The organism is Mucilaginibacter sp. BGA-UO-ETr-C110 (assembly GCF_059567985.1).
The window spans coordinates 912,862-928,708 of sequence record NZ_JCAQPB010000002.1; the positions used below are offsets into that span (position 1 = coordinate 912,862).

The following is a 15,847-nucleotide window of genomic DNA, read 5'->3' on the forward strand; positions in this document are numbered from 1 at the left end:
AACTTATAAATTAATGAATGCTGTCGGTAAGCCCGGCGATTGTACACCCACCACGCTTTTGCCGTTATTTGTTTTTATACTGATCAAAGCACGACCATTATACGCCTGTACTTTGCGTGAACCTCTTGAAGTACCCAGATCGTCTATCAAAGTACCGTCGCCGGTCAGTGAAAATGCGATCCAGTTTACCGCATCAAGGCATTGTACACCTTTGTTGTCCTGCAGTTTTATCTGTATAGTAGCCTCGCCGTTTTTATCTTTTACTTTTTCGATCACTATTTTGGCCGGTTTGCCCCATTTCTCGGTCTGGTATTGCTGACTGACCTGGTCGGTAACGGTTTGTTTGCCTTTATGGGCAATTACTTTGATATCGTTATTGCCTGCTTGTAAAGGTACCATCCAACGCAAACCCGCTGCCGGGAAATCCTGGCTGTTGCGTTTTTTTACACCATAGCTTTTGCCGTTCACAAAAAGCTCAGCATTATCGCAGTTGGAGTATACTTTTACCATTTTTTCTTCACCGGCATCACCCCAGCGCACGGGCCAGCTGTGTCCATAGATGTGGGCCATAGGTTTATCGGTCCAATAGGATTGAAATACGTAGTAAGACTCCTTGGGGGTAAGATCACGTTCAACCACGCCCTTTTGGTTCATGTAGGGGATAGGGTTATCCGGGCGGATAGGGGTCGAGAAATCTTTAAAGATCCAAAACGCCGAACCCGTAAGCCATGACATGGTTTCCTGTTCTTTGAGGTGCCAGTCGAACAGGTTACAGATATAGCTTTCGCTCCAGTCACCGTCTTTTGATGCACGGGCTGCACCACCGTATAAAGAAGCGTCGCCCAGGCGTTCGTCTGTTCCTGTTCCTGCTTTAATGGTGCTCAATGCTTTATCAGGATTTTCTGAATGGCGCAAGGCATGACTATCACCACCCCATTCGGCATGGAAAAAGTGTTTTACTTTTTTAAATTCCTCTTCGGAGGTGGCTTTGTACTCAGTAAATAAGCCACGGTACCAGCCCGCCCAGATGGAAGGGGAGTACACATCGGGTATATCTTTACAAAAATCACAACGCCTGATGGTAGTTTTGCGCGAAGGATCCAAACGATGAGCCAGATCATTCTGGGTTTTCATGAACTCGCGGATCTTTTCTTTATCAAATACCGGGAAATCACCTTCCCAGTCGTTCTCGTTACCTAATCCCCAAAGAATAATGGCCGGATGATTGAAATGCTGCTCGATCATGTTGGTCATCATTTGTTTGGCTAGGTTCTGATAGACTTCGCCCCCAAGACCGCCACGGCACCAGGGCTCTTCTTCCCATACCAAAATGCCCAGGCTATCGCATAAATTCAATATGGTTCTGGATTGTTGGTAGTGCCCCAGACGGATAAAGTTTACACCCATATCCTTCATCAATTGCATTTCCTGACGCATCATGCTATCGGTCATAGCTTCGGCTACGCCTGCTTGATCTTCATGACGATGAGTACCACGTAATAACAAGCGTTTTCCGTTCAGATAAAATGGCCCGTTATCGGCAAATTCAAAATTACGGAAACCTACTTTTTCGGTTTGCACATCAACCTGGTCGCCTGATTTTACGGATACCTCAACCGTGTACAAAGCCGTAGCGGCTGGCGACCATAATTTTGGTTTCTTAACCTGGAATGAGCCAATAGAAACATCGCCGGTTAAACTGCTTAATTGAAAAGTTTTATCAGCCACAACTTTACCTTGTGGGTCGATCAGCTTAATTAAACCATCGGCAGCGAAGCTATTAGCCGGATTATAAAACCTGGCTTTAACTTGAAGCTCGCCCTGTTTACCTTCTTTATCTGTTTGTGCCGAAGCAAATATTTTATCCAGTGAAACAGCAGGCACATACACCAGGTTCAGGTAACGATAAAGTCCGCCATAAACATTAAAATCAGATAATTGCGAGGGAATGGTTTCCAGATCACGAGAGTTATCACACCTGATCTCAACCGGGATGCGCCCCTTAAATCTTTTTTGATAAACATCCGTCTTTTTAAAATCCTCTACAGCCTGGGTTATATCTACAGTCCACTCATCATAGCCACCCAAATGAGCGCCTACTTTGGTGGTGTATACATACACTTCAGTTTTTTGCCCGGCACCTTCAAAATGGAGCAGGGTACGGCCATTGGTATAAGGATTTCTGATATCCAGTTGGGTACGGTACCAACCCGGTCCCTGGTAATAGTTTACATCCGGATCAACCGCATCACGTGCGTTAAAGCAATGGGGTAGTGTAACTTTTTGCCAAACCGGCACACTTTCAGGGTTACCGGGTGTAACCGGCCGTACGGCTTCCCATGCACCGCCAATGTCCTGCTTTAAAAACTCCCAGTTAGCGGTTAACCTTGTTTTTTGCTGAGCATAACTCAACTGGCCCAAAGCACAGATAAAAGTTAAAAGGGATAATATTGATCTTTTCATAAGTATATTAAAAACCTGCTAATTGATATCGTTTAAGCGATTTTTTAGCGGATGCTCTTTTAAATATTGTTTGAAGATATCATCGGGATAAACAGCAGCAGCAGTATGAACAATACGGGTGAATGTACCATAGGTAAAGGGTTCAATTTGCTCGTGCGTCCATGCTTTTTGCTTTAGCGCATATGGCATGAGCCAGCTGATAGCTGTTTTGATGCCTTTGCCGTCGATGGTTTGTTCGTGCCAAAGATCTACGTTGACTAAAGCCGCCATTTTAGCCAGGCGGCACCAGCCCCAAAGGTTCATGTTGGCATAACCCCATGATTTGGTACGGATGAGTTCCAGCGGCATAGCGCCATCAGGCGTAAACTGCTGATCGATCCTGGCGATGGTGGTTTGCTGTAAGGTTTGTTTTGCCAAAACATCATTACCGGTAAATAGGGCAAAGTCGACTACCTGCAAGTCATAGTAGGTACCATGATTATTGATCTGGCTATGTTCTGATTTACCGTTTTTACTGGTTACCAGCCAGTCCAGGTATTGTTTGTACCATTGTTTTACGCCGCTTACCAAACTGCTGTTGATGTTTTGGCTTGATCGCAGCAAGGTGAGCATGTCCGGGATAACCGTTAAACCCGTAGTTTCGATAATGCCAATACCGCGGCCATCATTAAGCCCGGGAATATATTGTGCATAGTTTAAATTGGGGTTCATTCGGGTAGCTGCATCTATGAACCAAACTTGCAGTAAACTTTTAACTTTCTGTGTATATTTTTCGTTACCTGTAAAGTACCAGGCCAGCGTGAGTTGCTCCACACTATTGCATAAGCTGCCCATCTGACTGCCGTCATGCAATAAGTAAATTTCGGGGTTTCGCCTGCCATCTTTGCGGATGTAGGGTTTACCATCTTTTTTGGAGGAGTCGGCCCACCAATAGGGCGCCTGGCTTACATAGTCGTGCTTATCATTACTGGGGGCCAGTTTAGTTTTGTGATAAGTTACCGAATAGGGGCCAGCACTCAGGAGACTATCAGCGTGAGTAATCAGGTTGTTAACCTGCGCTACCATGGCCGTGTCTTTATTTTGATACTGTTGTTTACATTGCCCAAGCGTTTGTTCATCAAGCAGTATAAAAACAGTTTTACCAGCCTTGCGTTGTGCAAAGCTGGTAAAATATAGGGGTATTAACAGAAATAGGGTGATATGTCTGTATGTCATAATGGGTTAGTATCCTGGGTTTTGAGATAAATTCGGGTTTACGTCGCGTTCGGGCTGCGGTATAGGCAACAGCAACAGATTGTCGGGAAGTGTAAAACCGTTTATAGTCTGTTCAACTTGTTTAATGCGCCCCAGCCTGATCAAGTCCCAGCGACGATGACCTTCCACACAAAGCTCCCGGGCGCGGTCTTTAACCAACGTATCAATAAAAGCGGAAGGTGTAGGGGTATTAGCCAAATCAAGGTGTGATGCAGATAAGCCAGCCCTATCCCGTACGGTGTTTAAGCCGTTAAATTTGGCAGGATCACCTGGGTTAAGATTATTCATCGCTTCCGATTGCATCATCAGTACGTCGGCATAACGTAGTATGATCCAGTTCATACGGGAGTTATTGCTTCCCTGTACCCACTGTGGATCTTTATACTTACTGATCCATGGAGAAACGGTTGTGGTAACTCCTTTTGAATCGGTTACCTTGTTGGTTACGTTCCATGCTTTCCTAACGTCAGCTCCAAAATAAAGACTATTGAATACATAAGGGTTAGCCACAAATGATCCGGAACCACCACCTGCCAGCGGCGTAAACATGCGCACGGTTATATTTTGCGTGGTAGTAGTGTTATTGCTGCCAAACTGCACATCAAAAATATGTTCTGTTTGTTGCGGGAAATATTTAATATCCCAGTTAAACACATCAGTATAATTTGGCATCAGTTTATAAATGCCGGAGTTGATCACCTTATTACATTCGGTAAGGGCATTCTGATTATCAGATGGATCAGCAAAAGTGGTGCTTGCCCTTTGCAGATAAACACGGGCCAGCATGGCCGATGCCGCGCCTGATGATACCATGCCTTTATTGGCCGATGAGATCTTATCTTCGGATAAGCAGTTTGCTTCGGCAAACAACAGATCGGCTATGGCTTGTGCATACACCTTGCTTGCAGCCGTTCTCGACGGCGAAAAATCAGGATCGCTTTTGTCAATAACAGGATGGGTAATCAATGGAACATCACCAAAGCTTTTCGCCAGGTCAAAGTAGGCCATGCCGCGTAAAAAACTGGCGTTACCCAAGAGGTTGTTCTTAGTAGCAACATCCATGGTGATCTTGGGCACGTTAGCTAAAATATCATTAGCCCTGCTGATTAGTTTATAGCTATTTACCCACCAGTTGTTTATTTCGATGTTTGATGGGGTGTAAGTAAGCTTGTACATATCAATACGCTCCTGGTTTTGCGTAAGCAAGGGGATAAGGCAATCGCCCGAAAGTTCACCCATGATATAAACCGTACGCTGATAATAAGCCTGGGGTTGTAATTGACTTAAAGCACCCACAACCGCGGCCTGCGCATCGGCAGCACTTTGGTAAAAGTTGGTATTGGTTAAAACGCTGGTTGGTTTTTCGTCTAACAGCTTGTTGCAGGAAGAAAGGATTAACCCCGCTAAAGCACATAGTATATATATTTTTTTCATGATTTCTCTATTTAAATAATTACCGGTTACATGCCTAATCTTAAGCCCAAGGTGTAGGTTTTGATATTTGGATACGGATTATAATCGGTACCTAATGAAGTATAGTTACCACTTGAGGTATCATAAGTATTTACTTCCGGATCATAACCTGAATATTTGGTAATGGTGAACATGTTTTGACCTGTTACATATATGCTGGCTGATTTAAATATCTTACTAACCTTTGGCAATGGCAGATTATAGCTTAAGGTGATGGTTTTAAATCTTAAATAGCTGCCATTTTCTAAAATGTCGCTGGTTGGACCTAAACTGCGGCGCAAAGTACTGCCTACGCTTGGCAACGAATTATCAGAGCCCGGCATACCAAAGCTTTTGGTTAACACATAGGCCAATTTATTATCGTTGGTGGTTCCGTTTTCGGTCTCAATTTTATTCTCGTTCATGATCTTGTTACCGTAAACGCCTTGTATCAAAACAAACAGGTTAAACTGACCTACCGTTAAATTACTGTTAAAGCCGTAAGTGAATTTTGGCAATGCATTACCGATAATGGTTCGATCTGACGCGTTGATGATATGGTCGCCATTCAGGTCTTTATATCTCGGATCACCTGGTTTAAGCGTATTGGTAATTCCGCTTGCCGCAATTTGCTGGGTTGATTGCCATATGCCATCATATACATAGCCATAAAATGAGCCGATAGGTTTACCCACCTGTAATATAGATGAGTTTTGACCGCCTGGATATAAGCTGGAACTTACGGTGCCAGTAAGTACACTTTGAGGACCTCCCAGATCTAATATTTTATTGATGTTTTTGGCAAAGTTGATACCGGTGGTCCACTTTATAAATTGCCCGCTGATGTTGGTAGTATTTAGGGCAAGCTCGATACCGCGGTTACTCATGGCACCCAGGTTGTCCTGGAAAGTGGTAAAGCCGGTTGTTGAAGGCACAGGGCGCTGGAACAATAATTTAGTGGTTTTTTTATCATAAACATCGGCATTAAAGGTAATGCGGTTGTTTAATAAACCCAGATCTAAACCAATATTGTATGACCGGGTCTGTTCCCACTGTAAATTATCATTGGGTATATTATTGGGTGAAAAACCAACATTACGGCCGCCGTTAAGCACATAGCTATTTAAGGCGTACTGTGCATAAGGTGAATTGACAGGGATGCTCTGGTTACCCACAATACCATATCCTAAACGTAATTTCAGATCGCTAACGGTTTTGATGTTCTGCATAAACTCTTCGCTTGATACCCTCCAGGCTAATGCACCTGATGGGAATGTACCCCAACGATTATTAGCACCCAGAGCCGAAGAACCATCCCGGCGTACGGAAACGGTTAATAAATATCTGTCCATCAAACTGTAATTTACCCTGCCGATAAATGATGCCAGCCTGCGTCCATTTGCGGTTGATGTTGCATTGAGGCTTGTACCTGCACCCAAACCGTCAGTACCTAAATTATTGGTAGTTAATGATTGTGCGGTTGCCGTACTGGCCCTGTATTGGGAGTTTTGGTAAGTAAAACCTGCTAATGCCGTTATCGTATGTATTTTATTGAAAGTGGCATTATAGGTTAATGTGTTTTCATTTAACCAGTCGAGATTGGAAGGATTAATGATTGATGAATAACCATTGGTGGTTAAGCCCAGGTAGGTAGTGTTCGGTCTAAAGATCCTTTCTTTTTCGAAACGGTCATCTGTACCAAAGCTCGACCTGAATTTCAGGTTTTTTGTTATCTGGTATTCGCCATAAGCGTTAATGAACAAGCGCAGCGAATTGTCAACATCGGTATTTAAGGTAGCTGCCGCAATAGGGTTACCTAATATATCGGCATATCCGGTAGGTCCATTTTGAAAAGTAAACGCGCCCGTAGCATCATAAACTGGTACAGTAGGACTTATGCGTAAGGCATCAAGCAAAGTACCACCGCCGGCACCACCGCTGGTATTTACGTTAGCGATATTCTGCTGGTCATAAGATACCTGGGAATTAATACCAAATGATAGTTTTTTGCTGATATCATGGGTGAAATTAAAACGTAAAGTACCCCGTTTGTATCCGGAATTGAGAATGATACCTTTTTGATCAAAGTAGCTGAAACTTACCAGGTATTTGGTAAGCTCGCTACCACCGCTGATAGAAAGGTTAGCATTGGTAATAGGGGCTGTACGGAACAATTCCTTCTGCCAGTTGGTACCGGCACCTAAGCTATTGATCTGATCCTGGGTAAAAGGTAGTGGTTTGGGTGTTTTTGAGCCTACATTGTTATAAGCGGTTACCGAATCAAGATACACGGCAAATTGTGATGCATTCATCAGATCCAATGTTTTGCCAACTCTTTGAACGCCGGAATATACATCAGCCGAAACAATATTTTGGCCCGTTTTACCGGTTTTGGTAGTAATGATAACTACACCATTCGCACCACGGTTACCATAAATTGCTGCTGCAGATGCATCTTTCAACACGTCCATAGTAGCAATATCATTAGGGTTTATGGCTGATATATCGGCGCCGGCATAACCATCAACTACGTATAATGGCTCGCTGCTGTTAGTAATGGAGTTGGTACCCCTGATGCGTACACTAAAACTGGCACCCGGTTGCGCGTTGGTTTGTGTAACCTGCACACCGCTCACCTGGCCTTGTAATAACTGGGCCGTACCAAATACGGGGGTCTTAGTAACGTTGGTTAAATTGGTTGAAGTTACCGCGCCGGTTACATCGCGTTTCTTTTGAGCGCCATAGCCTACTACCACAACCTCATTCAGGTCTTTGGCGTTGTTTAATAATTGAACATCAATGGTTTTGCGTCCGTTAACCGGTATTTCCTGGGTGGTGTAACCTATGGTTGTGAATACCAGAACCGCATTATTATCTGGTACTGTAATAGAGTATTTACCGTCAATATCGGTAGTGGTACCTGCTTTTGTACCTTTTACCTGGATACTGGCACCGGGGAGGGCTAAACCCTTCTCGTCGGTAACACGACCGGTTATTTTTATATCAGCATCGGCCTTTAAGCTGCCGGCTGATTTGATTGTTTTCATTGGCGCAGCTCCTGGCCTTGCGCCAACGCTTGCAAAAGCACCGGTAAGCAAAAAGCAAATAAGCGCTAATTGCAATGATGTGCTTCTGAATACGCTAAAAAATAAAGCTTTTCTCTTCATATTCTTTGTTTATTGTATTAATTAGGTTAAAAATTGGCAATAGGATTCCTGTGCAACTTTCGTTACTTAATTTTTTTTGAGGAAACCTTAAATGAGGGAGAGGGGCGTCTGTCGCCAGACTTTTTTGTCTGTTATTCTTTCATATTCAATTTGTTTGGGTAAGTACTGGTTTTATTGCTTTTTAGGTGGTTATTAGTACGTTATAATTACACTGTCAATAAATTTCATGACCGTACGCGGGTATCCTATCATTAACACAAACGAGTATTGGTTACACTTACTATGTTTGGTGGCTGATCAATAGCATTTACAAAATATGAAGGTACAACCTGATACATACAGCAAACTTTAATAATTAATACAGGGTTTATAAATGGGTGATCGCCTTATTCGGGCGAAAGGCACATATCAAAAGTACCTACATTTGATACGGTGTTTTACACTTTGCCCCAATTTTATTTACGCAATCGTTTTCGAAAAATTAGGAATTGTAACTTTCTTCTTACACTAAGGTGTTTTTCAGAAAGATGAACTGTTACAAGGATTGTCCAGGAGTCTTTTGCGGTATGATGGAGAAGTTTTATTTATGCTTATTGGCTGATGAATTCCTGATAAACAGCTCGGTAGGCAGGATGACATTCTCAAATTCAGTGATTGGGCGTTTGCTGTTAATGATGCTTAACAACATTTCGGTTGCCTTTCTGCCAATTTCAAAGGCAGGCTGATGTACCGATGTAAGCGAGGGGTTTAATACATCGGCCAGTACGGTATTGGAAAAACCTACCAGGGCTACATCCTGTGGTATCTTTATGTTTTTTCTATGAAGTAAGGTCATGGTAGATGTCGTAATCCTGTCAGAAGCGGTAAGAATGGCATCCGGACGCGGCTCAGTCCGCATCAATTCATCTATCGCCAGTTCAAGCTCATCCAGGTTAAGGCCGCCGTGCAGGCAATATTTGATGTATTCTTCATTTACGCCGACGCCTCTTTCAACAAGTGCATCTACATAGCCGGCCAGTCGTTGGGTGGTAACTGATGATGTAACCGAACTGGTGATATGGGCAATGTTTTTATAACCTGAGTCGAGCAGGTGCATCGTGGCCTGGTAGGCGCCACCCAGGTTATCAACTATAACCTTATGCGTGTCTATCTCATTGCTCACCCTATCAAAGAAAACAATCGGTAAGCCCTGTTGCTGTAGCCTTCTGAGGTGTTCAACATCGGCTGTTTCGGTTGCAATGGAAATGAGCAGGCCATCAATTGCCCGGTGGATAAGGTGACTTACGTTTTGTACTTCCAGATCATATGATTCATGGCTCTGAGTAATGATCACATTGTAGCCCTGGCTGTAGGCTTCTGACTCCATGCCATTAATTACCTGCGAAAAAAACTGGTTATCTATACTGGAAACTACAATGCCGATAGATTTGCTATGCCCTTTTTTGAGACTTTGGGCCATAGGGTTAGGGCGATAATTGTGTTTTTGGGCAAACTCCATTACGAGTTTTTTGGTTTTTTCGCTGATCTCATAACTGTCTCTCAGTGCTTTAGAAACAGTAGAAACTGATAGGTGTAATTCCCTGGCTATATCCCTTATAGTAATGGCATCAAAATTCATAATTGGCTCTCTCCCGGCGACTCAACAAGTATATGAGTATTTTCTTAAAATTAGATAAAAACATCGACTAAACAGCATTTTTACCCACTTTTTGCGAAAAAGTTGTATCGGAAAATCTATTGGAGCCCAGGTTGCATAACGTCAACTCAAACGTTTGCGTAAAAATTAACAGGCTATGCTTTTATTTTGGCAGGAATACATCGTAATATTGAACTCATCATCAGTGTCTTTTACCCCCTGAACATAAGACTAACCAAACTGATCATAAACTTTTATAAAACCCATGAGAACCAAAAACTTGATCGTCTTTTTTGTGCTGAATCTTTTGGCCATAAAGGCATTTTCACAGAGCGATGTGACCAAAGCTTTTTCATTTGCACAAAGTCAAACCTCTTTATTGCTTAAAGAGGTTGACACCGTAAAATCAGATACGGCTAATTCAGCTCTGGTATCACCACGAAGTTTAAACGCGGATGGAAAGCTGGTAATGGTGCCATCTAAAGATTGGTGCAGCGGCTTTTTCCCGGGCGAGCTTTGGTTTTTATATGAGTATACTAAAGATAAAAAGTGGATGGGGCTTGCTCAAAAATTCACCACTAATATTGAGGCTGAGAAAATAAATGGCATAACCCATGATATGGGTTTTAAGGTATATAACAGCGTTGGCAATGGCTATCGTTTAACAAAAGACGCGCATTATAAAGAAGTGATCATTGAAGCAGCCAAAACACTATCGACCCGGTTTAACCCGGTTGTGGGTTCCATAAAATCATGGGATAACCGCAAGCAATGGAAATTTCCGGTTATTATTGATAACATGCTTAACCTGGAGCTGCTGTTTGAAGCCACCCACTTAACGGGCGACTCTTCCTTTTATAAAATTGCGGTAACGCATGCCAATACCGCCATGAAAAATCATTTCAGGGCCGATTATAGCTCTTATCACGTAATTGATTATGATCCGGAGACCGGTAAAGTACTGCACAAACAAACCCACCAGGGTTATGCCGATGAATCGGCATGGGCACGCGGACAGGCATGGGGCCTTTATGGTTATACCATGTGTTATCGCGAAACGCACAACAAAGCCTATTTGAAACAGGCCGAAAATATCGCTAAGTTCATTTTTAGCAATCCTAATTTACCAACAGACCTGGTACCATACTGGGATTACAATGATCCGGCCATACCCAATGTTCCGCGCGATGCTTCTGCTGCGGCGGTAGCTGCTTCGGCATTATATGAGTTAAGTACTTATAGTAAAAACGCAAAGGAGTACCGCTCAACTGCCGATAAGATCGTAAAAACACTAAGCGAAAAATACCGGGCAAAAGCAGGTGGCAGCAAAGGTTTTTTACTCATCCATAGTACAGGGCACAAACCGGCAGGTACCGAAATAGACGTCCCTATAATTTATGCAGACTATTATTACCTGGAAGCCTTGCTGCGTAAACAACATTTGTACAAAGGTCAGCCTGTAATTAACCGTAATTAATCTATGAAAAAAGTAGTTTTATTGATGGGCTTCCTTGTTGCAGGAATGTATGCACAAGCACAGTATGTAAGTTTAAACGATGCCGAAATTAAGGCATTGAAAAAGAATATCGAAAGCAACGATGAGGTTAAAAAAGCATTTGAACCCTACAAGCAAACTGCAGAACAGGCCTTAAAGGAACAGCCAAATCCAATCGAAATAATCGTATCGCAGGGTGTATTGGCGGGCGATCCTGCAAAAACAGCCAGTCTTAAATCGCTTCAGGATGGTGGTAAAATTTACGCCTTGGCTTTGTGTTATAGATTGAATCAGCAAAAAACTTATTTGCAAAAGGCGCAAGACTTTCTGTTAGCCTGGGCTAATACCAATAAACCGAATGGCGATCCCATCAACGAAACCAAGTTGGAAGATTTCATCACCGGGTACGATCTGATCAGGAATTATGTTTCTGCAGAATCAAAACAACAAATAGATAATTGGGCTATCAAAGTTGGTGAAGCAGAACTCAACAGCGCCTCTGCCAGACCGGGTAGAACAACTGGCTTTAATAACTGGAATTCGCATCGTATCAAGACCATCACATTGGTTGCATTTACGCTGCATAACACGGGTTATGAACCGCGCATTTACCAGGAATTGGAAAAACAGATCAACGCTAACCTGAATGCAGATGGAAGCGGCTTTGACTTTTTAGAACGGGACGCGTTGCATTACCATACCTATACGCTTGAACCCTTGTTAAGGGTCAGCATGGTTATTTACCGGGCTACCGGCAAAAACTATTTTACCTATCAATCAGAAAAAGGGGCGTCTATCCAAAAATCGGTTGACTTTTTAGTGCCATTTGTAACGGGAGCTAAAACTCACGGCGAGTTTGTAAACAGCAAAGTATCGTTTGATAAAAAACGTGCCGAAAACCATGAAAAAGGATATGAAGCAGGCACCTTGTTTGAACCAGCTAATGGTGTTTATACGCTTTCGCTGGCCGCTTACTTTAACCCGGCTTATATAAAAGATATACAACAGGTAAATAGCACAAAACAAAAATTCAACTGGCAATTAGTCCTTGACCAGGTCATGAAGCCCATCGCAAATAACTAACCAACCGATCCTGCCAACTACTGGGATAAAATTGATGGAATCGGGGACTTTGTACGAATGCGTAAAACCCGCATACCGATAGCGTGTTTGTACTGTTGCTAATAATTCATAGTAAGCAGACTTTTACAGGTAAATGTTAAAGTCGAAATGAAAAGGGTCATCACTATCATCACGCTGTTATTCTTTGGGTGTCAATTTGCCATCGCGCAAAATTGTAACCAGTTTGTTGGCACGGTGAGTGGGAAAAAATTGACCTATTTGAACCAGGATGCCAAAGGAAATTCCACTGGAAAACTCATCTACACGGCCACCAAAAAAGACGCCTCTACGGTAACCGTACACAGTGAAGTTATTGATAAGAATGGTAAATCAGTAGGTGGTGGCGATTCTGAAATAATCTGCGACGGCAATGCCATTAAAATTGATATGAAGGCCTTTGTTCCGGCTTCATCCATGAAACAATTCAGCAATATGAAAATGACCGGAGATGCCAAGTATCTGGCTTATCCGCTTAACCTAAGCGTTGGTCAAAAGCTTGACGACGGAGCAGTTACTGTTGATATCAGCAATGGCGGGCAATCCATGTCGCAAATGCAAATGGATATTGTTAACCGGACGGTTGAAAAGGCTGAAAGTATTACCACCAATGCCGGGAGTTTTGATTGTTACAAGATCACCTATGATGCTACCATGAAAATTAAAATGATGGGCATCGGTATTCCCGTACATATTAAAGCCGCCGAGTGGTATGCCCCCAAATTGGGTCGCTTTGTAAAATCAGAAACATACGATAAAAAATCAAAGCTCATGGGCACCATGGTGCTTGATGCTATAAATTAATATCCCGCCCGTTCAGGTGCGAGCGTATTAGTAATGAAAAATTTTAACCTACCTTATCCCAAGAAAAGACAGGCCGACATGTATCATGGAGGCCTTCTTTTTTTTATTGATTTTTACTCATAATCAGTAAATTACAATATTTCTTAAATTTTCTGTAACCATTTCTTTTTACAGAAGTCTCCAATGTAAATTAAAACAACTAAACCTGTTTGAATACGCTAAGTGACAATGCCATTATGCTCCGGGTTAAAACAGGAGAACTGGAAAAAATGGGGCTGCTTTTTGAGCGGTACCACAGGATTTTATATGGCTTTTTGTTTCACATGACCTACAACCGGGAAGGTAGTGAGGATATGGTTCAAACTGTTTTTTACAAAATGCTCAAATACCGTAACAGCTTTACCGGCGACGGTGAGTTTATGGCGTGGATGTATCAGATAGCCCGTAATGTATTAAAAGACAGCTATAAAAAAAAGCCGCAGAACGTTGGACACTATGATGTGGCGGACTTTGCCGACAGGATTGACGGGGGCGTAGCGGCTGATGAGCAATTTGAAATAAAACAGACGCGTACGGAGCTTCACAGAGCTATGAAAAATTTAAGTGATGATCACCGCGAAGTTTTGATCATGAGCAGGTTGCAGGAGCTGAAATACCAGGAAATAGCACAGATACTTCAAACTACTGAAGGAGCTGTTAAAGTAAGGGCGCACCGGGCTATGCAGGAGTTAAAGCAGGTTTATTTAAAAAGAAAATGCTAAACAGAAATAAGATGAAGTGTGAGCAATACCAGGAGCTGTTTACAGATTATATGAATAAACAGCTAACAACCGAACAACAAACGGAGCTGGAAACCCATGTTGCCGGTTGTGATAGTTGTGGACACGAACTGGCGGCCATGAAAGAGCTGTGGGATGAACTGGGTGATCTGGAAACACCAGAGCCATCTGTAAATGTAAAGGTGAAATTTTATGCCATGCTGGATACTTATACAGCATCGGTTGCAGAAAAAAGAGGTTTTTGGGACAGAATAACTGATAACTCAAATAGGTTATGGCAATTGCAGCCGCGCTGGCCATTAGCCTATAGCATGATTGTGGTGTTGATCAGTTTTGCTTGTGGGTACTGGGTTTTTTATTCCAGCCGAACTGATAAACAAGATCAGCAGCTGCAGGCACTTTCATCACAGGTACATGAGCTAAGGCAAACCATGATGTTGGCCCTGTTGGAAAACCCGTCGGCATCTGAGCGGATGAGAGGGGTAAGCTATACCAGCGAGATAAAACATGCGGATAAACAGGTTATCAGCGCACTGCTGACTACGTTAAACAACGACCCTAATGTAAATGTACGGTTGAGTACGCTTGATGCCCTGGCACACTTGTCAGATCATCCAGAGGTTAGGGCGGGGCTTATCCGCTCTATTTTAGATCAGGATTCACCGTTAATGCAATCGGCTATAGCCGATGTGATGCTCAAGTTGCAGGAAAAACGTTCGATAGGTTCATTTAAAGAATTATTAAAACAAAAAGATCTGGATCGTGGTGTACGTGAAAAGATCAAGGAAACGATAACACAACTTATTTAAAACCAATTTATGAAAAAATTATTGATCCCCGTTTTGGCGGGAGCAGGGCTTTGTTTTGCCCAATTTTCGGCCTCGGCTCAGGAGTATAAACAACATATCAGCAAGCAATTTACCTTGCAAAGTGGGGTTGTAGCCATTTATAATGTTTATGGCTCCATCAACGTAGAAGGTTATTCGGGCGATAAGGTGATCATGGAAATTGATGAAACCATCTCGGGCAGGGATCAGCAAATTGTTGATCAGGGAAAAAATGAAGTTAAGCTTGCCTTTGATCAGAAACCCGATAGTGTGATAGCCTATATAGCGAAACCTTACAATTCAAAACCTCATCACAGCTGGCACGATGGTGATGATACGGAAGTTAAGTACAAACTCAACCTGGAATTTACAGTGAAGGTGCCGTTCAATACCAATCTACGGGTATCAACCATCAATAATGGTCACATCACTGTTAAAGATGTTTACGGTGCATTAAATATCAATAATATAAATGGCCCTATAGATATCATAAACGCCAAAGGCACCACAGATGCTCATACCATTAACGGAGGGGTTACAGCCAATTACCTTAAAGTACCGGCAGAGGCATCATCCTATAAAACTATAAATGGAGAGGTAAAGGTTACTTATCCTGCAAATCTGGCAGCCGATATGGAGTTTAAAAGCATGAACGGTCAGTTTTATACAGATTTCCCTAACGCGGAAGTAATGCCAAGCAAAGTAATTACAACCCAGTCAAAAAATAGTAAGGGTACAACTTTTAAACTCAGCAAAAATTCTGATGTAAGGATAGGGGCGGGTGGTAAATTATTCAAGTTTGAAACCCTCAACGGAGATATCTATATTAAAAAACAATAGTAAAAGCTAAG

The 15,847-nt window shown here is 42.6% G+C and carries 11 protein-coding genes; 6 read left to right on the forward strand and 5 right to left on the reverse strand.

All coding sequences use genetic code 11. The annotated features are described in order from the left end of the window. Positions 1-3 precede the first annotated feature (3 nt). The 5 genes from AC57BQ_RS05225 to AC57BQ_RS05245 form a co-directional block, all read right to left on the reverse strand. The gene (locus AC57BQ_RS05225) at positions 4-2,463 is read right to left on the reverse strand and encodes a glycoside hydrolase family 2 TIM barrel-domain containing protein (RefSeq protein ID WP_496405258.1); all 2,460 of its coding nucleotides are present in this window, start codon (positions 2,461-2,463) and stop codon (positions 4-6) included. Positions 2,464-2,481: 18 nt separating this feature from the next. After that, positions 2,482-3,678: an alginate lyase family protein gene (locus tag AC57BQ_RS05230; protein ID WP_496405259.1), complete on the reverse strand. Its 1,197-nt coding sequence runs from the start codon at positions 3,676-3,678 to the stop codon at positions 2,482-2,484. A 6-nt stretch (positions 3,679-3,684) separates the two neighbouring features. Beyond that, on the reverse strand, positions 3,685-5,151 hold the full coding sequence (locus AC57BQ_RS05235) for a RagB/SusD family nutrient uptake outer membrane protein (RefSeq protein ID WP_496405260.1): 1,467 nt from the start codon (positions 5,149-5,151) through the stop codon (positions 3,685-3,687). A gap of 26 nt (positions 5,152-5,177) precedes the next feature. Further along, positions 5,178-8,336, reverse strand: a complete 3,159-nt coding sequence (locus AC57BQ_RS05240) for a SusC/RagA family TonB-linked outer membrane protein (RefSeq protein WP_496405261.1) — start codon at positions 8,334-8,336, stop codon at positions 5,178-5,180. A 580-nt stretch (positions 8,337-8,916) separates the two neighbouring features. Then, complete coding sequence (locus AC57BQ_RS05245) at positions 8,917-9,954, reverse strand: LacI family DNA-binding transcriptional regulator (protein ID WP_496405262.1); 1,038 nt, start codon at positions 9,952-9,954, stop codon at positions 8,917-8,919. A gap of 283 nt (positions 9,955-10,237) precedes the next feature. Between AC57BQ_RS05245 and AC57BQ_RS05250 the strand changes: the two genes are divergently transcribed. From AC57BQ_RS05250 to AC57BQ_RS05275, 6 genes are all read left to right on the forward strand, one after another. Beyond that, positions 10,238-11,449 carry a glycoside hydrolase family 88 protein gene (locus AC57BQ_RS05250; protein WP_496405263.1) on the forward strand — a complete coding sequence of 404 codons (1,212 nt, stop codon included), beginning with the start codon at positions 10,238-10,240 and terminating at the stop codon, positions 11,447-11,449. A gap of 3 nt (positions 11,450-11,452) precedes the next feature. Then, positions 11,453-12,550 (forward strand): alginate lyase family protein, encoded by a 1,098-nt coding sequence (locus tag AC57BQ_RS05255; RefSeq protein WP_496405264.1) that lies wholly within the window; start codon positions 11,453-11,455, stop codon positions 12,548-12,550. A 147-nt stretch (positions 12,551-12,697) separates the two neighbouring features. Continuing rightward, positions 12,698-13,390, forward strand: a complete 693-nt coding sequence (locus AC57BQ_RS05260; protein ID WP_496405265.1) for a TapB family protein — start codon at positions 12,698-12,700, stop codon at positions 13,388-13,390. A gap of 209 nt (positions 13,391-13,599) precedes the next feature. Further along, positions 13,600-14,151, forward strand: a complete 552-nt coding sequence (locus AC57BQ_RS05265; protein WP_496405266.1) for an RNA polymerase sigma factor — start codon at positions 13,600-13,602, stop codon at positions 14,149-14,151. An 11-nt stretch (positions 14,152-14,162) separates the two neighbouring features. After that, complete coding sequence (locus AC57BQ_RS05270; protein ID WP_496405267.1) at positions 14,163-14,978, forward strand: zf-HC2 domain-containing protein; 816 nt, start codon at positions 14,163-14,165, stop codon at positions 14,976-14,978. A gap of 9 nt (positions 14,979-14,987) precedes the next feature. Then, complete coding sequence (locus AC57BQ_RS05275) at positions 14,988-15,836, forward strand: DUF4097 family beta strand repeat-containing protein (RefSeq protein ID WP_496405268.1); 849 nt, start codon at positions 14,988-14,990, stop codon at positions 15,834-15,836. Positions 15,837-15,847 lie beyond the last annotated feature (11 nt).

What these genes read in the sequence shown, in the direction of transcription:
- AC57BQ_RS05225 (WP_496405258.1), bottom strand. Translation starts at nt 2,463, where the DNA reads ATGAAAAGATCAATATTATCCCTTTTAACTTTTATCTGTGCTTTGGGC.
- AC57BQ_RS05230 (WP_496405259.1), bottom strand. Translation starts at nt 3,678, where the DNA reads ATGACATACAGACATATCACCCTATTTCTGTTAATACCCCTATATTTT.
- AC57BQ_RS05235 (WP_496405260.1), bottom strand. Translation starts at nt 5,151, where the DNA reads ATGAAAAAAATATATATACTATGTGCTTTAGCGGGGTTAATCCTTTCT.
- AC57BQ_RS05240 (WP_496405261.1), bottom strand. Translation starts at nt 8,336, where the DNA reads ATGAAGAGAAAAGCTTTATTTTTTAGCGTATTCAGAAGCACATCATTG.
- AC57BQ_RS05245 (WP_496405262.1), bottom strand. Translation starts at nt 9,954, where the DNA reads ATGAATTTTGATGCCATTACTATAAGGGATATAGCCAGGGAATTACAC.
- AC57BQ_RS05250 (WP_496405263.1), top strand. Translation starts at nt 10,238, where the DNA reads ATGAGAACCAAAAACTTGATCGTCTTTTTTGTGCTGAATCTTTTGGCC.
- AC57BQ_RS05255 (WP_496405264.1), top strand. Translation starts at nt 11,453, where the DNA reads ATGAAAAAAGTAGTTTTATTGATGGGCTTCCTTGTTGCAGGAATGTAT.
- AC57BQ_RS05260 (WP_496405265.1), top strand. Translation starts at nt 12,698, where the DNA reads ATGAAAAGGGTCATCACTATCATCACGCTGTTATTCTTTGGGTGTCAA.
- AC57BQ_RS05270 (WP_496405267.1), top strand. Translation starts at nt 14,163, where the DNA reads ATGAAGTGTGAGCAATACCAGGAGCTGTTTACAGATTATATGAATAAA.
- AC57BQ_RS05275 (WP_496405268.1), top strand. Translation starts at nt 14,988, where the DNA reads ATGAAAAAATTATTGATCCCCGTTTTGGCGGGAGCAGGGCTTTGTTTT.